Source organism: Streptomyces yongxingensis (assembly GCF_055597465.1).
In genome coordinates this window covers 8,296,418-8,316,668 of record NZ_CM145717.1, presented here as the reverse complement: position 1 = coordinate 8,316,668, position 20,251 = coordinate 8,296,418, and the positions used below count along the sequence as shown (strand labels likewise).

General features: G+C 66.9%; 15 protein-coding genes and 2 rRNA genes. 6 read left to right on the top strand and 11 right to left on the bottom strand.

Features of this window, described 5'->3' with window-relative positions:
- Positions 1 to 59: 59 nt before the first annotated feature.
- The 3 genes from ACZ6TD_RS35715 to ACZ6TD_RS35705 all read right to left on the bottom strand — a co-directional run bounded on the left by ACZ6TD_RS35715 (position 60) and on the right by ACZ6TD_RS35705 (position 6,151).
- Positions 60 to 3,180: ribosomal RNA gene (locus ACZ6TD_RS35715) — 23S ribosomal RNA — on the bottom strand.
- A 254-nt stretch (positions 3,181 to 3,434) separates the two neighbouring features.
- Positions 3,435 to 4,961, bottom strand: a 16S ribosomal RNA gene (locus tag ACZ6TD_RS35710).
- Together the 16S and 23S rRNA genes form the textbook arrangement of a ribosomal RNA operon.
- 527 nt (positions 4,962 to 5,488) lie before the next feature.
- Positions 5,489 to 6,151 carry a DNA-3-methyladenine glycosylase gene (locus tag ACZ6TD_RS35705; RefSeq protein ID WP_471344744.1) on the bottom strand — a complete coding sequence of 221 codons (663 nt, stop codon included), beginning with the start codon at positions 6,149 to 6,151 and terminating at the stop codon, positions 5,489 to 5,491.
- Between the two features lie 168 nt (positions 6,152 to 6,319).
- On the opposite strand from ACZ6TD_RS35705, the gene ACZ6TD_RS35700 reads away from it, so the two are divergent.
- Positions 6,320 to 7,102, top strand: a complete 783-nt coding sequence (locus ACZ6TD_RS35700; protein WP_470005000.1) for a sporulation protein — start codon at positions 6,320 to 6,322, stop codon at positions 7,100 to 7,102.
- 116 nt (positions 7,103 to 7,218) lie between these two features.
- Here ACZ6TD_RS35700 and ACZ6TD_RS35695 read toward each other — a convergent pair whose 3' ends face one another.
- On the bottom strand, positions 7,219 to 7,545 hold the full coding sequence (locus ACZ6TD_RS35695) for a barstar family protein (protein ID WP_020872352.1): 327 nt from the start codon (positions 7,543 to 7,545) through the stop codon (positions 7,219 to 7,221).
- Between the two features lie 87 nt (positions 7,546 to 7,632).
- Here ACZ6TD_RS35695 and ACZ6TD_RS35690 point away from each other — a divergent pair, with 87 nt between their 5' ends.
- The gene (locus tag ACZ6TD_RS35690) at positions 7,633 to 8,172 is read left to right on the top strand and encodes a YbhB/YbcL family Raf kinase inhibitor-like protein (RefSeq protein WP_471358329.1); all 540 of its coding nucleotides are present in this window, start codon (positions 7,633 to 7,635) and stop codon (positions 8,170 to 8,172) included.
- Positions 8,173 to 8,278: 106 nt separating this feature from the next.
- Positions 8,279 to 8,782, top strand: a complete 504-nt coding sequence (locus ACZ6TD_RS35685; protein WP_037963497.1) for an HNH endonuclease — start codon at positions 8,279 to 8,281, stop codon at positions 8,780 to 8,782.
- A 101-nt stretch (positions 8,783 to 8,883) separates the two neighbouring features.
- On the opposite strand, the gene ACZ6TD_RS35680 is transcribed toward ACZ6TD_RS35685, so the two are convergent.
- The 3 genes from ACZ6TD_RS35680 to ACZ6TD_RS35670 all read right to left on the bottom strand — a co-directional run bounded on the left by ACZ6TD_RS35680 (position 8,884) and on the right by ACZ6TD_RS35670 (position 11,295).
- Positions 8,884 to 9,843, bottom strand: a complete 960-nt coding sequence (locus tag ACZ6TD_RS35680) for an SPFH domain-containing protein (RefSeq protein WP_044577455.1) — start codon at positions 9,841 to 9,843, stop codon at positions 8,884 to 8,886.
- A gap of 152 nt (positions 9,844 to 9,995) precedes the next feature.
- Positions 9,996 to 10,421: an NfeD family protein gene (locus ACZ6TD_RS35675; RefSeq protein ID WP_471344741.1), complete on the bottom strand. Its 426-nt coding sequence runs from the start codon at positions 10,419 to 10,421 to the stop codon at positions 9,996 to 9,998.
- Positions 10,422 to 10,503: 82 nt separating this feature from the next.
- On the bottom strand, positions 10,504 to 11,295 hold the full coding sequence (locus ACZ6TD_RS35670) for an ABC transporter ATP-binding protein (protein ID WP_471344739.1): 792 nt from the start codon (positions 11,293 to 11,295) through the stop codon (positions 10,504 to 10,506).
- 110 nt (positions 11,296 to 11,405) lie between these two features.
- Here ACZ6TD_RS35670 and ACZ6TD_RS35665 point away from each other — a divergent pair, with 110 nt between their 5' ends.
- Positions 11,406 to 12,209 (top strand): hypothetical protein, encoded by an 804-nt coding sequence (locus ACZ6TD_RS35665; protein ID WP_471344737.1) that lies wholly within the window; start codon positions 11,406 to 11,408, stop codon positions 12,207 to 12,209.
- A gap of 110 nt (positions 12,210 to 12,319) precedes the next feature.
- On the opposite strand, the gene ACZ6TD_RS35660 is transcribed toward ACZ6TD_RS35665, so the two are convergent.
- From ACZ6TD_RS35660 to ACZ6TD_RS35650, 3 genes are all read right to left on the bottom strand, one after another.
- The gene (locus ACZ6TD_RS35660; RefSeq protein WP_471344736.1) at positions 12,320 to 12,559 is read right to left on the bottom strand and encodes a chaplin; all 240 of its coding nucleotides are present in this window, start codon (positions 12,557 to 12,559) and stop codon (positions 12,320 to 12,322) included.
- Positions 12,560 to 12,697: 138 nt separating this feature from the next.
- Positions 12,698 to 13,342: a response regulator gene (locus tag ACZ6TD_RS35655; RefSeq protein ID WP_471344734.1), complete on the bottom strand. Its 645-nt coding sequence runs from the start codon at positions 13,340 to 13,342 to the stop codon at positions 12,698 to 12,700.
- Positions 13,335 to 14,498, bottom strand: a complete 1,164-nt coding sequence (locus ACZ6TD_RS35650; protein ID WP_471344733.1) for a GAF domain-containing sensor histidine kinase — start codon at positions 14,496 to 14,498, stop codon at positions 13,335 to 13,337. Before ACZ6TD_RS35650 ends, ACZ6TD_RS35655 begins: the two co-directional genes overlap by 8 nt.
- A 440-nt stretch (positions 14,499 to 14,938) precedes the next feature.
- Here ACZ6TD_RS35650 and ACZ6TD_RS35645 point away from each other — a divergent pair, with 440 nt between their 5' ends.
- Entirely contained in the window at positions 14,939 to 15,694 is a 756-nt protein-coding gene (locus ACZ6TD_RS35645; protein ID WP_471344732.1) for a transglycosylase SLT domain-containing protein, read from the top strand.
- Between the two features lie 167 nt (positions 15,695 to 15,861).
- Here ACZ6TD_RS35645 and ACZ6TD_RS35640 read toward each other — a convergent pair whose 3' ends face one another.
- Positions 15,862 to 18,570, bottom strand: a complete 2,709-nt coding sequence (locus ACZ6TD_RS35640; RefSeq protein ID WP_471344730.1) for an ABC transporter ATP-binding protein/permease — start codon at positions 18,568 to 18,570, stop codon at positions 15,862 to 15,864.
- A 224-nt stretch (positions 18,571 to 18,794) separates the two neighbouring features.
- On the opposite strand from ACZ6TD_RS35640, the gene ACZ6TD_RS35635 reads away from it, so the two are divergent.
- Positions 18,795 to 20,234: a streptophobe family protein gene (locus ACZ6TD_RS35635; protein ID WP_471344728.1), complete on the top strand. Its 1,440-nt coding sequence runs from the start codon at positions 18,795 to 18,797 to the stop codon at positions 20,232 to 20,234.
- The last annotated feature ends 17 nt before the right edge of the window (positions 20,235 to 20,251 follow it).

Below are 20,251 nucleotides of genomic sequence, written 5' to 3'. Positions count from 1 at the left end.
ACTGATTCACCGGTGCGACTGTTCGCAACCCGGGAACCACACAGTGGACGCGAGCACCTGAGGACAAGCCCTCGGCCTATTAGTACCAGTCAACTCCACCGGTCACCCGGCTTCCATATCTGGCCTATCAACCCAGTCGTCTACTGGGAGCCTTAACCCATCACGTGGGTGGGAGCCCTCATCTCGAAGCAGGCTTCCCGCTTAGATGCTTTCAGCGGTTATCCCTCCCGAACGTAGCCAACCAGCCATGCCCTTGGCAGAACAACTGGCACACCAGAGGTTCGTCCGTCCCGGTCCTCTCGTACTAGGGACAGCCCTTCTCAAGACTCCTACGCGCACAGCGGATAGGGACCGAACTGTCTCACGACGTTCTAAACCCAGCTCGCGTACCGCTTTAATGGGCGAACAGCCCAACCCTTGGGACCGACTCCAGCCCCAGGATGCGACGAGCCGACATCGAGGTGCCAAACCATCCCGTCGATATGGACTCTTGGGGAAGATCAGCCTGTTATCCCCGGGGTACCTTTTATCCGTTGAGCGACGGCGCTTCCACAAGCCACCGCCGGATCACTAGTCCCGACTTTCGTCCCTGCTCGACCCGTCGGTCTCACAGTCAAGCTCCCTTGTGCACTTACACTCAACACCTGATTGCCAACCAGGCTGAGGGAACCTTTGGGCGCCTCCGTTACCCTTTAGGAGGCAACCGCCCCAGTTAAACTACCCACCAGACACTGTCCCTGATCCGGATCACGGACCCAGGTTAGACATCCAGCACGACCAGAGTGGTATTTCAACAACGACTCCACACTAACTGGCGTCAATGCTTCACAGTCTCCCACCTATCCTACACAAGCCGAACCGAACACCAATATCAAGCTATAGTAAAGGTCCCGGGGTCTTTCCGTCCTGCTGCGCGAAACGAGCATCTTTACTCGTAATGCAATTTCACCGGGCCTATGGTTGAGACAGTCGAGAAGTCGTTACGCCATTCGTGCAGGTCGGAACTTACCCGACAAGGAATTTCGCTACCTTAGGATGGTTATAGTTACCACCGCCGTTTACTGGCGCTTAAGTTCTCAGCTTCGCGGGATCGAAACCCCACTAACCGGTCCCCTTAACGTTCCAGCACCGGGCAGGCGTCAGTCCGTATACATCGCCTTACGGCTTCGCACGGACCTGTGTTTTTAGTAAACAGTCGCTTCTCGCTGGTCTCTGCGGCCACCACCAGCTCAAGGAGAAAATCCCATCACCAGCAATGGCCCCCCTTCTCCCGAAGTTACGGGGGCATTTTGCCGAGTTCCTTAACCATAGTTCACCCGAACGCCTCGGTATTCTCTACCTGACCACCTGAGTCGGTTTAGGGTACGGGCCGCCATGAAACTCGCTAGAGGCTTTTCTCGACAGCATAGGATCATCCACTTCACCACAATCGGCTCGGCATCAGGTCTCACCCTTAAATGAGGGACGGATTTACCTACCCCTCGGGCTACACCCTTACCCCGGGACAACCACCGCCCGGGCTGGACTACCTTCCTGCGTCACCCCATCACTCACCTACTACAAGTCTGGTCCGGCGGCTCCACCACTCCCCTTCACCCGAAGGATCCAGGGCGGCTTCACGGCCTTAGCATCGCCTGATTCAGCGTTGACGCTTCAAAGCGGGTACCGGAATATCAACCGGTTGTCCATCGACTACGCCTGTCGGCCTCGCCTTAGGTCCCGACTTACCCTGGGCAGATCAGCTTGACCCAGGAACCCTTAGTCAATCGGCGCACACGTTTCTCACGTGTGTATCGCTACTCATGCCTGCATTCTCACTCGTGAACCATCCACAACTCGCTTACACGGCTGCTTCACCCGGCACACGACGCTCCCCTACCCATCACAGCCCCCGTTAGGGGTCATGCTGCAATGACACGACTTCGGCGGTACGCTTGAGCCCCGCTACATTGTCGGCGCGGAATCACTTGACCAGTGAGCTATTACGCACTCTTTCAAGGATGGCTGCTTCTAAGCCAACCTCCTGGTTGTCTCTGCGACTCCACATCCTTTCCCACTTAGCGTACGCTTAGGGGCCTTAGTCGATGCTCTGGGCTGTTTCCCTCTCGACCATGGAGCTTATCCCCCACAGTCTCACTGCCGCGCTCTCACTTACCGGCATTCGGAGTTTGGCTAAGGTCAGTAACCCGGTAGGGCCCATCGCCTATCCAGTGCTCTACCTCCGGCAAGAAACACACGACGCTGCACCTAAATGCATTTCGGGGAGAACCAGCTATCACGGAGTTTGATTGGCCTTTCACCCCTAACCACAGGTCATCCCCCAGGTTTTCAACCCTGGTGGGTTCGGTCCTCCACGAAGTCTTACCTCCGCTTCAACCTGCCCATGGCTAGATCACTCCGCTTCGGGTCTTGAGCGCGCTACTAAACCGCCCTATTCGGACTCGCTTTCGCTACGGCTTCCCCACACGGGTTAACCTCGCAACACACCGCAAACTCGCAGGCTCATTCTTCAAAAGGCACGCAGTCACGACCGTGCTCCAAAGAACACGGCGACGCTCCCACGGCTTGTAGGCACACGGTTTCAGGTACTATTTCACTCCGCTCCCGCGGTACTTTTCACCATTCCCTCACGGTACTATCCGCTATCGGTCACCAGGGAATATTTAGGCTTAGCGGGTGGTCCCGCCAGATTCACACGGGATTTCTCGGGCCCCGTGCTACTTGGGTATCGCACAAGCAAGTTGCTGACATTTCAGCTACGGGGGTCTTACCCTCTACGCCGGGCCTTTCGCATGCCCTTCGCCTACATCAACAATTTCTGACTCACCCAGCCGCCGGCAGACGACTGAAGTACGAACCCACAACCCCGCATGCGCAACCCCTGCCGGGTATCACACACATACGGTTTAGCCTCATCCAGTTTCGCTCGCCACTACTCCCGGAATCACGGTTGTTTTCTCTTCCTGCGGGTACTGAGATGTTTCACTTCCCCGCGTTCCCTCCACATACCCTATGTGTTCAGGTATGGGTGACAGCCCATGACGACTGCCGGGTTTCCCCATTCGGACACCCCCGGATCACAGCTCGGTTGACAGCTCCCCGGGGCCTATCGCGGCCTCCCACGTCCTTCATCGGTTCCTGGTGCCAAGGCATCCACCGTGCGCCCTTAAAAACTTGGCCACAGATGCTCGCGTCCACTGTGCAGTTCTCAAGCAACGACCAGTCATCCACCACCTACATGGACTCCGGCCTGTCGAGGGGATTCATTCCCTCAGACACCCAACAGCGTGCCCGGCACTCTCAACCCTCCATCTCACGTTCCACGCCGAAGCAGTACTAGCGACCAGAGCAGGTCAAGTGTGCCGAATAGTCAACGTTCCACCCATGAGCAACCGTGCAAGACACTTGCTTGCAGTCGGCCATGTGCTCCTTAGAAAGGAGGTGATCCAGCCGCACCTTCCGGTACGGCTACCTTGTTACGACTTCGTCCCAATCGCCAGTCCCACCTTCGACGGCTCCCTCCACAAGGGTTGGGCCACCGGCTTCGGGTGTTACCGACTTTCGTGACGTGACGGGCGGTGTGTACAAGGCCCGGGAACGTATTCACCGCAGCAATGCTGATCTGCGATTACTAGCGACTCCGACTTCATGGGGTCGAGTTGCAGACCCCAATCCGAACTGAGACCGGCTTTTTGAGATTCGCTCCACCTCACGGCTTCGCAGCTCATTGTACCGGCCATTGTAGCACGTGTGCAGCCCAAGACATAAGGGGCATGATGACTTGACGTCGTCCCCACCTTCCTCCGAGTTGACCCCGGCAGTCTCCTGTGAGTCCCCATCACCCCGAAAGGCATGCTGGCAACACAGAACAAGGGTTGCGCTCGTTGCGGGACTTAACCCAACATCTCACGACACGAGCTGACGACAGCCATGCACCACCTGTACACCGACCACAAGGGGGACCCTGTCTCCAGGGTTTTCCGGCGTATGTCAAGCCTTGGTAAGGTTCTTCGCGTTGCGTCGAATTAAGCCACATGCTCCGCCGCTTGTGCGGGCCCCCGTCAATTCCTTTGAGTTTTAGCCTTGCGGCCGTACTCCCCAGGCGGGGAACTTAATGCGTTAGCTGCGGCACGGACAACGTGGAATGTCGCCCACACCTAGTTCCCAACGTTTACGGCGTGGACTACCAGGGTATCTAATCCTGTTCGCTCCCCACGCTTTCGCTCCTCAGCGTCAGTATCGGCCCAGAGATCCGCCTTCGCCACCGGTGTTCCTCCTGATATCTGCGCATTTCACCGCTACACCAGGAATTCCGATCTCCCCTACCGAACTCTAGCCTGCCCGTATCGAATGCAGACCCGGGGTTAAGCCCCGGGCTTTCACATCCGACGCGACAAGCCGCCTACGAGCTCTTTACGCCCAATAATTCCGGACAACGCTTGCGCCCTACGTATTACCGCGGCTGCTGGCACGTAGTTAGCCGGCGCTTCTTCTGCAGGTACCGTCACTTGCGCTTCTTCCCTGCTGAAAGAGGTTTACAACCCGAAGGCCGTCATCCCTCACGCGGCGTCGCTGCATCAGGCTTGCGCCCATTGTGCAATATTCCCCACTGCTGCCTCCCGTAGGAGTCTGGGCCGTGTCTCAGTCCCAGTGTGGCCGGTCGCCCTCTCAGGCCGGCTACCCGTCGTCGCCTTGGTAGGCCATCACCCCACCAACAAGCTGATAGGCCGCGGGCTCATCCTGCACCGCCGGAGCTTTCCACCACCAGACCATGCGGTCGGTAGTCATATCCGGTATTAGACCCCGTTTCCAGGGCTTGTCCCAGAGTGCAGGGCAGATTGCCCACGTGTTACTCACCCGTTCGCCACTAATCCCCGGCCGAAACCGGTTCATCGTTCGACTTGCATGTGTTAAGCACGCCGCCAGCGTTCGTCCTGAGCCAGGATCAAACTCTCCGTGAATGCTTCCGGGCTATCCCGGCAACACATCACGAGAGCGGAACGGAACCGGAGGAATAACCCGGACCGTCCACAGCGTCCTCGCTGTTGTGTTTCTTCAAAGGAACCTCGTCCAAGAAGGACGGGGTATCAACATATCTGGCGTTGACTTTTGGCACGCTGTTGAGTTCTCAAGGAACGGACGCTTCCTTCGAAACCGTTTCACCGGCTTCTCCGGGCGCTTCCCTTCGGTGTTTCCAACCTTACCAGATCCGATTTCCGGTCGTTTCCGATCCGAATTCCGTTTCCGGCCCCCTGCTGGAGCGGGGTCTTTCGCGCCTTCCGGCGTGTCCACTACTTTAGCGAATTTCCCTCTCGGCTCCTAATCGGGGCCCCGGGCTTTGATTTCGCGCAGCGAAATAGGACCCGGTTGGGGAATCGTCATAGTGGTTGGCCGCTCCGGGGCTGCGATGACTCGATCCTGGGATCGTGACGACAGCGCTGCCCGTCTCAAGCGGCTCGGGCTACGTTAGGCGTCCCGTCCAGCAGAGTCAAGTTCCGACCTGACGGCGCGTCGAATTCCGGCGACGCGGGGTATGGGCCCGGTAGGGGCTCACCGAGGGATCGCCGTCGATCCAGAAGCGCCACGGATGGGTCGCGCCCTCGCCGCCCACACCGGTGCGCGGACCGCTGAGCACCTGCTCGGGCCGGGCGGGGTGGCCGGTGAGTATGGAGAGCGGGGCATCGGGGCTCCCGCACACATCGCTGCCGTCCAGTCTGCGGTCCACGCCCAGGGCCGTGGCCAGCCGGGCCGGGCCCTTGGCCAACTCATGGTCGTTGCGCGCCTTCGGCCTGCGCTGATGGGCCCACTCATGGCCGTGCAGCACCTCGCCCGCGCGCAGCAGCACCCCGCTGGCGTGGCCCTCCGGCCCGCAGACGAGGTTGAGGCAGTGCCACATGCCATAGGTGAAGTAGACATACGCATGCCCCGGGGGGCCGAACATCACGGCGTTGCGCTCGGTGCGGCCTCGGTAGGCGTGCGAGCCGGGGTCGGCCGGGCCCGCGTACGCCTCGACCTCGGTCAGGCGCAATTCGATCGGTCCGTCCGGGGTACGCCGGACCAGGACGCGGCCCAGGAGGTCGGGTGCGACCTCGAGGACGGGTCGGTCGAAGAAGGCACGGTCGAGGGGGGTGCGGTCAGGTCCTGCTGTCACGCGCCCCGAGCGTAGTGGAACAGATATGAACCGGTGGTTGGAGGCGGCACCGGTCCGCTGGAAGGGTATGAGCCGCGGAACCGTCCATGGCTGTTTCGCGTTCCTAGGTGTCAACAGTGATCGAGTGCGATCAAGTCAAGACGCAGTCGCGTCCTTGAGAGGGAGAACATGGGCTTCAAGAAGCTGCTCGCGAGTCTGGGTGCCGGTGGCGCTTCGGTGGAGACGGTGCTGACCGAGGAGAACGTCGTCCCGGGCGGCATTGTGCAGGGCGAGGTCCGGATCCAGGGCGGCTCGGTCGTGCAGCAGATCGAGGGACTCTCGGTCGGCCTGCAGGCGCGGGTCGAGGTGGAGGGCAACGACCAGGAGTACAAGCAGGACGTGGAGTTCACCCGGCAGCGTCTTGGCGGTGCGTTCGAGGTGCAGCCGGGCGCGGTGCACGCGGTGCAGTTCGGCCTGGAGATTCCGTGGGAGACCCCGATCACCATGTTCATGGGCCGCCATCTGACCGGCATGAACGTGGGGGTGACCACGGAGCTGGCGATCGCGCGCGCGGTGGACTCGGGCGACCTGGACCCGGTCAATGTGCATCCGCTCCCCGCCCAGCAGGCGATCCTGGACGCCTTCGGCTCCCTCGGCTTCCGGTTCAAGAGCGCCGATCTGGAGCGCGGCCACATCCGTGGCACCCGCCAGCGGCTGCCGTTCTACCAGGAGATCGAGTTCTACGCGCCGGAGCAGTACCGGGGCCTGAACCAGGTGGAGTTGTCCTTCGTCGCGGACGACCGCGAGATGGACGTGGTGCTGGAGATGGACAAGAAGCCGGGGCTGTTCTCCGAGGGCAGTGACACCTACCGGTCGTTCACGATGAACCTGGCCACCTTCCAGGACACCGACTGGGCCGCGTATCTGAACCAGTGGCTCGCCCAGGTCGGCGGCAAGCGCAACTGGTTCTGAGGTTTCCCTCCCCGGACCGGACTTCCGCGCGGGGCGTGCACCGAGGGCAGCTCGGCGCACGCCCCGCGTTCGCGCGTAAGGGCCCCGCGGTCCCTGGCAGAGGCCGTCCTCGTACCTCAGGGGCCGTCGTCGTAGCGCACCACCAGGGGGCGTCCCTGCGCCGCCCAGTACGCCTCCGCGTCGGCCAGGATGTCGGCCGCGATCGCGGCGGCGTCGGGGTCCGCGTCGCGGAAGGCCGGCCAGCCCTGGATGTCCAGCAGACAGCCGCTGGGCTCGCCGCCCTCGGCCCACCAGGACAGATCGGTGACGCAGTCGGCGAGGGCATCCCAATTCCGCCCGTACCAGTCGGGGAAGCGCAGGTCCCGGGCGCAGCGGGCGAGGAAGCCGTCCTTGTCCGTCACGCCGTCGAGGCGCAGGTGGAGGGCGAGGGTGGGGCCGGTCATGGGCGCCATGGTGCCAGCCCGCCGGGTACCGGTCTCGTTAGGCTGGCCGCGCAGATGATCCACTGCGACTACGAGGAGGTTCTCGACGTGTCCGAGCAGAACCGGCCCCCGCTCCCCCACGACTTCCATCCGCCGGTGCCGTCGTTCACGGTGGTGAGCGACGATGTGGCACCGGGCGGCACGCTCAAGTCCGCCCAGGTGCACGCGGAGGGGAACACCTCTCCGCAACTGCGCTGGGAGGGTTTCCCGGAGGGGACGAAGAGCTTCGCCGTCACCTGCTTCGACCCGGACGCGCCGACGGGCAGCGGGTTCTGGCACTGGGTGGTGTTCGACATCCCGGCCACGGTCACCGAGCTTCCGGCGGGTGCGGGCAGCGGTGGCTTCACGGGCCTGCCCGAGGGTGCCGTCCAGGCGCGCAACGACTACGGGACCCGTGACTTCGGCGGGGCCGCGCCGCCGCCCGGGGACGGTCCGCACCGCTATGTGTTCACCGTCTACGCGGTGGACGCGGAGAAGCTGGGCCCGAACGCGGACGCCTCGCCCGCGGTGGTCGGCTTCAACCTGCGGTTCCACACGCTGGGGCGGGCCCAGTTGATCGGGGAGTACGAGGTGCCGGCCGCGGGCTGACGCGGCGAAATTGCGTTGTTCTCGGCCAGGCTCCCGGCCAGAGTTGATCCCGGTCCCGCCGATCTCCGGCGCGGGACCGGGACACCGGGATGCGGGGGTGGTCGGGATGCGCGAGACGCTGGTTCTGAACGCGAGCTTCGAGCCGCTGGCGACGGTCACACTGCGGCGCGCCGTGGTGCTGGTTCTCCAGGACAAGGCCGTCGTCGAACACGCCCACCCGGGGCTTCGGGTGCGGGCCGCGGACGTCGATCTGCCGCTGCCGCGGGTGATCCGGCTGTGCCGTTACGTACGGGTGCCGTTCCGAAGACGTGCCCCGTGGTCGCGGCGCGGGGTGCTGGTCCGGGACCAGCACCGGTGCGCGTACTGCGGCCGCCGGGCGACGACCGTGGACCATGTGGTGCCGCGGTCGCGCGGGGGCGGGGACACCTGGCTGAATACGGTCGCCTCGTGCGCCGAGGACAACCACCGTAAGGCGGACCGGACTCCGGAGCAGGCGGGGATGCGGCTGCTCAAGGCGCCGTTCGAGCCGACGCCTTCGGATGCGCTGCTGCTGGCGCTGGGGGCCGCGGAGCGGGACGGTCTGCCGGAGTGGCTGGCGCTGCCTGCTTGAGGCAGGGGCCGGGCCGGGGGGCAGGGGCCGGGCCCGGGCCCGGGCCCGGCTCACAGCCGCCTGGCAGGAGGCCGCTGGAGGGCCGCCTCGCCGCCGTCCGTTCAGTCGATCGTGGGCTGTTCGCGGCGCGGGGCGGGCTCCTTACCGGTGCCGCTGGGGGTGCCGCCGCCGTTTCCGCCGCCGGTCAACGGGCCGAAGTTGCCCATGGCCCCGCCGAGCCCCTTGAGGGCGTCGCCGATCTCGCTGGGCACGATCCAGAGCTTGTTGGCGTCGCCCTCGGCGATCTTCGGCAGCATCTGGAGGTACTGGTACGAGAGCAGCTTCTGGTCCGGGTCTCCGGCGTGGATGGATTCGAAGACCGTACGGATGGCCTGGGCCTCGCCCTCGGCGCGCAGCGCGGCGGCCTTGGACTCACCCTCGGCCCTCAGGATCGCGGACTGCTTCTCACCCTCGGCCCGCAGGATCTCGGACTGCCGGACACCCTCGGCCTGGAGGATCGCGGCGCGCTTGTCACGGTCGGCGCGCATCTGCTTCTCCATCGAGTCCTGGATGGAGGTGGGCGGCTCGATGGCCTTGAGCTCGACGCGGTTGACGCGGATGCCCCACTTGCCGGTGGCCTCGTCGAGGACGCCGCGCAGCGCCGCGTTGATCTCCTCGCGGGAGGTCAGGGTGCGCTCGAGGTCCATGCCACCGATGATGTTCCGCAGGGTGGTGACGGTCAGCTGCTCGATCGCCTGGATGTAGCTGGCCACTTCGTAGGTGGCGGCGCGGGCGTCGGTCACCTGGTAGTAGATGACGGTGTCGATGTTCACCACCAGGTTGTCCTGGGTGATCACCGGCTGCGGGGGGAAGGGCACGACCTGTTCACGGAGGTCGACGCGGTTGCGGATCGAGTCGATGAACGGGACGACGATGTTGAGGCCCGCGTTGAGGGTGCGTGTGTAGCGTCCGAAGCGCTCCACGATGGCGGCACTGGCCTGCGGGATGACCTGGATCGTCTTGATCAGTGCGATGAAGACCAGCACCACGAGGATGATCAGGACGATGATGATCGGTTCCACAGCGGCTCCCCGTGCCCTTCATGCGGCGATTCGGATGGTCGGGATGATCAAGTCTGGCGGTTCCCGAGGGTGGAGTCTGTCAGATCCGTGGTCGACTCCGCAGCTCAACCGGGGCGCCCTCAACTCTTGGTAGGACACTCCCGGTACGGCGTCTACATGACGACGGCCGTCGCACCGTCGATCTCCACCACGTCGACCTGCTGCCCTGGTTCGTACGCCTGGTCGGGGTCGAGCGAGCGCGCGGACCACACTTCGCCCGCGAGTTTGATCCGGCCGCCTCCGCCGTCGTCGACGCGCTCGAGGACGACGGCCTGGCGGCCTTTCAGCGCCTCGATGCCGCTGCGCAGCTCGGGCTGCTGTTGGCGGCTGCGGACCGCCATCGGGCGCACGACGGCGACCAGTGCCACGGAGACGGCGCAGAAGACGACGACCTGGAGCACGATGCCGCCGCCGAGCGCGTCGGTGATGGCACCGGCCACGGCGCCGACCGCGACCATCCCGAATTCGGGCATCGCGGTCAGCACGAGCGGGATGCCCAGTCCTACGGCGGCGATCAGCCACCACACCCATGGATCCACATGGTCATGGTAGTTGCCCCAAGTCGCCGGGGACAGGGCGCGGATCACCTGCCGGTGGCACGGTGGGCGCAGGGGGCGGACATCAGGTCAGCGGCAGGCCCTGGGCGGTCCAGCGGTCGCCGTTGCGCTCGACGACCAGCGGGAGTCCGAAGCAGCGGGAGAGGTTGCGGGAGGTCAGTTCGGTCTCGACCGGGCCCGCGGTGAGCACCTTCCCCTGGCGGATCATCAGAACATGAGTGAAGCCGGGGGGGATTTCCTCGACGTGATGTGTCACCATGATCATCGACGGGGCGAGCGGGTCGCGGGCGAGCCGTCCGAGGCGGCGGACGAGATCCTCGCGGCCACCGAGGTCGAGTCCGGCCGCGGGCTCGTCGAGGAGCAGCAGCTCGGGGTCGGTCATCATGGCGCGGGCGATGAGGGTGCGCTTGCGCTCTCCCTCGGAGAGGGTGCCGAACCTCCGGTCGAGGTACTCGGTCATGCCGAGGCGGTCGAGGAAAGCGCGGGCGCGGGTCTCGTCGACCGCGTCGTAGTCCTCCTGCCAGTGGGCCGTCATGCCGTACGCGGCGGTGAGGACGGTCTGCAGGACGGTCTGGCTGCGGGGCAACTTCTCGGCCATGGCGATGCCCGCCATGCCGATGCGCGGGCGCAGCTCGAAGACGTCGACGCCGCCTAGCCGCTCGCCGAGGATGCGGGCGCTTCCGGCGCTCGGGAAGAGATAGCTGGAGGCGAGGTTGAGGAGGGTGGTCTTACCGGCGCCGTTGGGCCCGAGGATGACCCAGCGCTCGCCTTCTTTGATCGACCAGGAGACCTCGTCCACCAGAGCCCGCCCATCGCGGACCACCGATACGTCCAGCAGCTCCAGAACCTCGCTCATGAGCGCGTTGTCTCCCATTGCAGTCTCGAGTCGTGCGTGCGCCTGTGGGCGCAGCCCCCTGAGGAAAACCTACGCCACACGTTGTCGGTGGCAGTCCTTAGGCTGGTTCCATGCTCGATGAACCACGTTCAGGGCGCCTCGCAGCATGGGGAAATGCCCTTCTCGCCGGACTTGTCTCCCCCGATGAGGCGGCGCACCGCATCGCGGGTGAGGACGCGTCGCACCGGGTGGCCGCGCTTCCGGGGGAGTCCGGGCAGGTGGGGCTCACATTGGCGCTGGGGCGGCTGCGGGCGCTCGGGGCCAAGGGGCTGCGGGTGGCGCTGCCCATAGCGGGGCATCCCCTGGGGCTGAGCGGTCCGCCGGAGTTCAACGCCCACGCGCTCGAGGCGGGCGAGGCGGTGATCGCCACCGGGGCGGCGCTCGGTCTGGTGCCCGAGGTGTCGGCGGCCGGGCCCGAGGGCGATCAGCACATCGAGGTGGTGTGGCGGTGCCAGGCCGTGCGGGAGGCGCCGCCGGCCGATGTGCCGTCGCTGAGCGAGGCCGAGCGGGAGCTGGCGGAGGCGCTGCGGGAGGCCACGGAGGTGCTCTCGCGGCTGAACGTGGCGGGGTCGGGCCCGGTGGCCGAGGCGGCTCTGGAGGCGTATCGGGCGCGGGCCGAGCGGGGTCGCGAGGTGCTGGCCCCGGGCTATCCGCCGCGGGCCATACGGGTGCTGGAGCTGGCGCAGCGGGTGGGTGCGCTGGTGGACATCGCGTATATGGCGGGCGGGGACGGCCGGGAGCACGGCGGGGCGGTGAGCGCGTCGGAGATCACGGCGCGGGCCGAGGCGCTGCGGCCGGTGGAGCGCACCTCGCGGCGGGCCCAGGTGGCGGCGTACAACGCGTATGTGGAGGAGCGGGAGCGGGGCGGTCCCTGACCTTCCCGGGAGGGTGTCGCGGGGCTCGGAGGCCGGCATGGGGCCGGCCCCGGAGGCGGGTGCCTCCGGGGCCGGCCGGTGGTGCGTCGGGATATCCGCCAGGGGGTTGGTCAGCGGACGCAGGGGACGCCGAGCGCCGGGTTCATGGACCCGATGACCGAAATGGTGTTGCTGCAGACGTTCACGGGCACGTGGATGGGCGCCTGAATGTTGTTGCCGGAAACGGCACCCGGGGACGTCATCGCCCCACCGTCGGCCTGGGGGCCCTGGGCGGAGGCGACACCGGCACCGGCGACGGCGAGTCCGCCGGCCACAATCGTGAGGGCAGCGAACCTCTTGATGTTCTTCACTTCTCAAGACCCTTCATTCATCAGCGCATCACCGCGGCGGTCCGCCGCGGTACGCCGTGAAGAACGGCCCGGCCCATGGCGAGTTGCGCTGTTCGAGTGATCGCCACACGTTGGTGTGATTTCACGGAGAAACGCTGTTCATGCTCCGACCCCGTGTCGTACCGCCCATAGGGCGGCCTGAGTGCGATCGGCGAGATCCAATTTCATAAGAATGTTGGACACATGGGTCTTCACGGTCTTTTCGGACAGCACCAGCGCGCGGGCGATCTCCCGGTTGGACCGGCCATCCGCTATCAGCGCCAGCACCTCGCGTTCGCGCTCGGTGAGCGACCCGCCGCGCCCCTGGCCGCCGCCGTCCTCCTGGGAGAGCAGCGCGAGGGCCACCTCGGGCTGGAGCAGCACATGCCCGGAGTGGACGGACCGGATGGCGCGGGCGAGCGCCTCGGGGTCCACGTCCTTGTAGACATAGCCCGCGGCGCCCGCGCGCAGGGCGGGGACCACGGTGCGCTTCTCGGTGAAGCTCGTCACCACCAGCACCCGGGCGGGGTTGTCGAGGCCGCGCAGGGTGCGCAGCGCCTCGATCCCGTCCAGGCCGGGCATCTTCACGTCCATGAGGACGACGTCGGGGCGCAGCTCCTCGGCGCGGGCGACGCCCTCCTCGCCGTCCGACGCCTCGCCGACCACCTCGATGTCGTCCTGGACCTGGAGGAAGGTCCGCAGGCCGCGCCGCACCACCTGGTGGTCGTCGACGAGCAGCACCCGAATCCGTCCCGGCTCAGCCACCGGGCACCTCCATCTCGATCACGGTGCCCTTGCCGGGCTCCGACTCCACCGTCAGACCGCCGCCGACGCCGCCGGCCCGGTCCCGCATCGACACCAGCCCGAGGTGGCGCCCGGCGCGCCGTACGGCCGAGGGGTCGAATCCCCTGCCGTCGTCGGCGACGCGGAGCCGGGCGCCCTGGCCGTGCCGGGCGAGGGTGACGTCCACCCTCCGCGCGTCGGCGTGGCGCAGCGCGTTGTGCAGGGCCTCCTGGGCCACCCGCAGCACCGCCTCCTCCTGGGCGGCGGGCAGCGCCCGCACGCCGTGTGAGGCGAAGGTGACACGCGCGGAGTGGGCCCGGTCGAGCACCTGGACCTGGGTCCTGAGGGTCGCCACGAGGCCGTCCTCGTCGAGGGCGGCGGGGCGCAGCTCCACGACGGCGGAGCGCAGCTCGTCGGCGGCCTCGGCGGCGAGCAGCGCGATCTGCTGGAGCTCGTCCTTGGCCCGGCCGGGGTCGCGGTCCACCAGGGCCGTGGCCGCCTGGGCGGTCAGCCGCAGCGAGAAGAGCTTCTGGGAGACCGCGTCGTGCAGCTCATGGGCGAGCCTGGCCCGCTCCCCCGCGATGGTGAGTTCGCGGCTGCGCTCGTAGAGCCGGGCGTTGGTCAGGGCGATGGCGGCGTGCTGGGCCAGGATGGACAGCAGTTCCTCGTCCTCGGCGGTGAAACCGCAGCCGCCCTCGGGCTTGGGGCATCGCTTGTTGGCGAGGAATACCGCGCCGAGAACTTCATCGCCGTCGGCAATGGGAAGTCCCAAGAAATCCGACATAATGGGATGAGCTGATGGCCATCCCTCAAAACGGGCATCCAGCCGCACATCGGCGAGTCGCTGCGGAGTGGCCTCCTTGAGCATGGCGGCGAGAATGCCGTGCTGCCGGGGCAGCGGCCCGATGGCCTTCCACTGCTCCTCACTCACCCCATCTACTACGAACTGGGCGAAACCCCCGTGATCATCCGGAACCCCCAGAGCGGCATACTCCGCATCGAGCAGCTCACGGGCGGACACAACGATGGTCTTTAGGACATCACGGACTTCCAGATGTCGGTTCATGGCGAGCAGTGCGGCGCTCACCCGGCTCAGCCCGGCCTCGGCTCCGCCGCTCCGTCCTTTCGTCATGGGCATTACCGTACCCACCGCCATCCGGTGGGCATATCAGCCGGTCGGCGGCCACCTGATAAGACCTGAGCCCTAGGTCGAACGGCGCACACGAGGCCCCCAAAGGGGCTGTTACAGGGGTGGAAAAAACAAACACCCTGAGCATTTGCGTGGGCACAGCGCGCAATATGAGAAGCTCCGCGATGTGAGCCCGGACACACGACCTAAATCACGTACGAACGTGCTTAGTGGATGTTTCATAGGCGACTGAGCGGGGATGACGGCCGTCCGCGTGGGCATGAACGGCCTACTTATCCACTAAGCAGCATCGTATGTCACGCCTTTGCGACAGCTTTTTGCGGCAGCTAAGAATTTCACCCAGTCGCACGGCGCCGTAGATCCAGGAACGGCGCTCTGCGCGCCGATTTGGCCTGCGACTCAAGCGATTGGAAGAGGTCTACTCCGCCATGCCCCTGCCCAACATCCCCGGTTACAACCGTCTCACCAAGACGCACAAGTACTCCGCCGCCGGAATCGCGGCCGCCGGTGCGGCCGCCATAGCCTTCGCGGTCGTCCCCGGTGGTGACGCCGGCGCCAAGACCACGGCCCAGGACCTGCCGAACAAGCCGGTCGCCCTCACCGCTCAGAAGGCCGACGCGCAGGAGCACCGCGAGGTCCTGACCAAGCAGTCCGCCCTCGCCGCCAAGCAGGCCAAGGAAGAAGCCGCGAAGAAGGCCGCGGCGAAGAAGGCCGCGGCGGAGGCCGCCGCGAAGAAGGCGGCGGAAGAGGCCGCCGCGAAGAAGGCCGCCGAGGCCAAGGCCGCCAAGGAGCGCGCCGTCAAGCAGGCCGCGAGCCGCTCCGCCACGCGTATCGAGACGGTCGCCGCCGAGAAGAAGACCTACCCGGACAACCTCGACGGCTGGATCCGCGAATCCCTCGACATCATGAAGCAGAAGGGCATCCCCGGCTCCTACGAGGGCATCCACCGCAACATCATCCGGGAGTCCGGCGGCAACCCGCGCGCCATCAACCTGTGGGACATCAACGCCCGGAACGGCGTGCCTTCCAAGGGTCTGCTCCAGGTGATAGCCCCGACCTTCCAGGCGTACCACGTCGAGGGCACCTCCTGGGACCCGTACGACCCGGTCGCGAACATCACCGCCGCCTGCAACTACGCGGCCGACCGGTACGGCTCGATGGACAACGTGAACGGCCCGTACTGAGCCTGAACGGCCCGTCAAGAACCCGGCGTTGCGGACGCGACGCCGAAGGGCGACGGCACCCCCTGTGTGCGAGGGGTGCCGTCGCCCTTTTCCGACGCTGTGCTTTTCGCGGCCGTGCTTTCCGTGACCGTGTTTTCGTGACGGCGTTTTCGTGACCGCTTCGGCGGCTACTTGCGCATGACCTCCGGCTCATGGCGGCGCAGCAGCCGTGCGACCGCGATGCCGCACACGATGCCCAGGACGATCAGCGCGACCATGTCGATGCCCCACTGGGTGGTGGTGTGCTCCCACAGCGGGTCGGTGTCCAGGGGCTTCTTGCTGTCCCACGGCGCCATCATGTGACCGGCGCCCGGGCCGAGGTCCAGCGTGGCTCCGGCCGCGCCGATGGCCCAGCGGGACGGCATCAGCCAGGCGAACTGCTCCACACCCGGCGATCCGAAGATCTTGAACAGCACACCGGTGAAGACCACCTGGATGATCGCGAACATGACCAGCAGCGGCATGGTCTTCTCTGCGGTCTTCACCAGGGACGAGATGACCAGGCCCACCATCATCGAGGTGAAGCCGATCGCGATGACGGCCACGCAGAGCTCGGCGGCCGGCGGCATCAGCAGGCCCTCTTCGGGCAGCTTGCGCGTCGAGAGACCGATGGCGGAGATGATGACGCCCTGGCATGCGGTGATCACGCCGAGCACGATCACCTTGGACATCAGATACGCGGAGCGGGACAGGCCGACCGCCCGTTCCCGTTCGTAGATGACCCGTTCCTTGATCAGTTCTCGTACGGAGTTGGCCGCGCCGGTGAAGCACATGCCGACCACCAGGATCAGCAACACCGTCCCGGCGGCCTGGTTGAAACTGCCCTTCGGGGCCATCTGGAGGCCGAACTTCGCCGGGATGACGACGCTCACCGACCCCAGCACGGCGGGCAGGATCACCATCAGCCCCATGAAGCCCTTGTCGGAGCCGATCACCGACAGATAGCGGCGGATCAGCGTCCACAGCTGCGAACCCCAGCTCTGCGGCTTCTGCATCCGGGTCGGCGGCGCCTGGACGTGGACGGACTGCGGGGCGACGGAATCCAGGTCCGCGGCGTACATCTGGTAGTGCTGCGAACCGCGCCAGCGGCCCGCCCAGTCGTAGTCGCGGTAGTTCTCGAACGCCGAGAAGACATCCGCCCAGCTGTCGTAGCCGAAGAAGTTGAGCGCCTCGTCCGGCGGGCCGAAGTAGGCCACCGAACCGCCCGGCGCCATCACCAGGAGCTTGTCGCACAGCGCCAGCTCGGCGACCGAGTGGGTGACCACCAGCACCGTACGGCCGTCGTCGGCCAGACCGCGCAGCAGCTGCATGACATCGCGGTCCATGCCCGGGTCGAGACCGGAGGTCGGCTCGTCCAGGAAGATCAGCGACGGCTTGGTGAGCAGCTCCAGCGCGACCGAGACCCGCTTGCGCTGACCGCCGGAGAGGGCGGTGACCTTCTTCTCCCGGTGGATGTCCAGCTTGAGCTCGCGCAGCACCTCGTCGATCCGGGCCTCGCGCTCGGCCTCGGCGGTGTCACCGGGGAAGCGGAGCTTGGCGGCGTAGCGCAGGGCCTTCTGGACGGTCAGCTCCTTGTGCAGGATGTCGTCCTGGGGCACCAGACCGATGCGCTGGCGCAGCTCGGCGAACTGCTTGTAGAGGTTCCGGTTGTCGTAGAGGACATCGCCCTGGTTGGCCGGGCGGTAGCCGGTGAGCGCCTTCAGCAGCGTGGACTTACCGGAGCCGGACGGGCCGATGACCGCGACGAGGGACTTCTCCGGGACGCCGAAGGAGACGTCCTTGAGGATCTGCTTGCCGCCGTCGACCGTCACCGTCAGATGGCGGGCCGAGAAGGAGACCTCACCGGTGTCGACGAACTCCTCGAGGCGGTCGCCGACCAGCCGGAAGGTGGAGTGACCGACGCCGACGGTGTCGGTGGGGCCGATGATCTGCTGCCGGACCGGCTGACCGTTGACATAGGTGCCGTTGTGGCTGCCGAGGTCACGTATCTCGAAGCGGCCGTCGGGCAGCGCCCGGAACTCGGCGTGGTGGCGCGAGACCTGCAGATCGGAGACGACCAGGTCGTTCTCCAGCGCACGACCGATGCGCATCACCCGGCCGGCGGCCAGTTGGTGGAAGGTGGTCGGGCTGCGGTCGCCCTGGGCGGTCGCGGTGCCGGCACCGGCCGGGCCGGAGCCGGGGCCGGGGCCGCTCTGCGCGAGGTGGCTCTGCGGTGCCTGGGGCTGCGGCTGCTGGTGTGGCTGGGGGGCCTGCTGCGGCTGCTGATGGGGCGCCTGCTGCTGCGGGATGAACGGCTGCTGCTGATGCGGGACCTGGGGCTGCTGCTGCCAGCCTTGCGGCTGCCCGTGAGGCTGCGCCTGGGGCTGCCCGTGCGGCGGCTGCCCGCCCTGCTGCGGCCAGCCCCCAGGGCCGGGCTGCTGCGGCGGCTGCTGGGCGGGGGGCTGCTGGGCCTGGTGAGCCTGCTGGCCCTGCTGGGGCATGCCCATCGCCGCCTGCCCGCCGTACACGCCCGCGGCACCCGTCGAGGGGGCGCCGCCGCCGGAGACGCTGAGCCGGGGGCCATCGGTGGCATTGCCGAGATGGACGGCCGAACCAGGGCCGATTTCCACCTGTTGGATTCTCTGGCCCTGCACATAGGTGCCATTGGTGGAACCCTGATCCTCAATGATCCAACTGCGCCCGCCCCAGCGCACCGTGGCATGTCGCCAGGAGACCCTGGCGTCGTCCAGCACCATGTCGCCCTGCGGGTCACGCCCCAGGCTGTACGACCTGGATGGATCAAGTGTCCAGGTCTGTCCGTTCAATTCCAGTACGAGTTCCGGCACTCCGCGCCCCACTAGTTGTCCCCCGAGTTACCCCCTGACACAGGGAGTCTAGGGATGGCGAACATCGTGAGGAACTATTTCAGGCTCAGTCCCTTCACCGGAAGTCGGGTTTTGACAAGACCACATCTCGGGCGTCATTGACTCATCCGAAAGGCCCTCGGAAAGTGGTAAGCGCCGACGGATAGTGCGGATCATGGTTTATCCGGGCAACTCGCGACGATCGGGGGGTCGGCGGTATGAGCGCGAGCGGCGGCGTACGAGTGCCCTGGGGACCCGCGCTGCTCGCCGCGATCGCCCCGGTGAGCTGGGCGTTCTTGGCCATGGTGGGGATCGCCGCGCTCGGTCTGCACCTGATCGGCGCGGACGGGGCGGGCGCGCTCGGGCCGATGACCGCCGCGGCGACGGTGCTCGCGGTCGGCGGTTCCGTCACTCCGTCCGGCGATGTGGGCGCCTTCGGACTGGAGGGCGCGCAGGCCCGCGCCGCCATCGATATCGCGCCACTCGGGGTGAGCCTGGTCGGCGCGCTGCTGCTGGGATGGCTGTTCGTACGGTCGTTGCGGGGCGCGGGGGCGGTGATCGGACGGGCCGAACTCGCCGCGCGGGCCGGCCTGGTGGCCGTGCTCTTCCTGCTGCTGCTCGCCGGGCTGACCTGGGTGGGCAACGATACGGTCACGATCGACGGCGCCACGCTCGTCCATCGCGGCCTCGGCACCGAGCGAGCCGAGCACGATCTGCTGAGCCGGCTCCCCGAGCAGCTCGGCGATATCGCGGACATCGGCGGCGGGCTGCTGCCGGACCGGCTGTCCGACCTCGTCGCGGCCAAGGCGTCCGTCGGCTTCACCGTGGCCCCCGGCCGCTCGCTGCTGGGCGGCCTGGTGTGGGTCGTCGCCGTCCTGCTGCTCGCGCTGCTCGCCTCGCGTCGTACCCCGCTGCCGCCCGGCGGGCGGGCGCTGCACCGCACGGTCCGGCCGGCGGTGTCCGCCCTGTGCGGGGTGCTGGTGCTCGCGGTCGGCGCGGGCCTGGTGGCCGGGGTCTACGCGGCGATCGGGGACGACCATCCGCGGCTGGTGCTCGGGTCGGCGCTGCTCGGCGCCCCCAACGGGGTATGGATCGGCGTACCGCTGGGGCTGTTCGTCCCCTGGTACGGCAGGGCGAGCGGCGCGCTGCGGCATGTGCTGCCCGACCCGGTGGACGACCTGCTCGCCGGGCCGGGCGGGGAGCGGCTCACGGTGGGGCGGCTGGCCGAGCTCGACGGCCGGGTCTGGCTGCTGGTGGTCGCGAGTGTGCTGCTGATGCTCGCCGCCGGGGTGCTCACCGCGGCCCGTACGCCCGTGGCGGGCTCCCGGCCGCTCGCCTTCGCGGGGTGGTGCGCGCTGCGCCTGGGCGTGGTCACGGCGCTCGCGCTGCCGCTGCTGGTGGGGCTGACCCGGGTCTCGGCGGGGGCGAGCCTGTCCGTGCTCGGCTTCGACGCCTTCGGGGCGGGAATCGAGCTGTACGGGAACGCCGCGCTCGCGCCGGCGCTGGGCGCGGGGTGGGGCGCGGCGGCGGGGGCCGTGGGAGCGCTGGCGGCATGGGCGACGGGCGCGGCGGGGCGCCGGGTGGTGGCGCTCGCGCGGCTGGACGAGGCGGACGGCGGCCCCGGCGGGCCCCGGGGGCCGAGCGGGCGTGGCGTATGACGTCGCCGATCATGCGA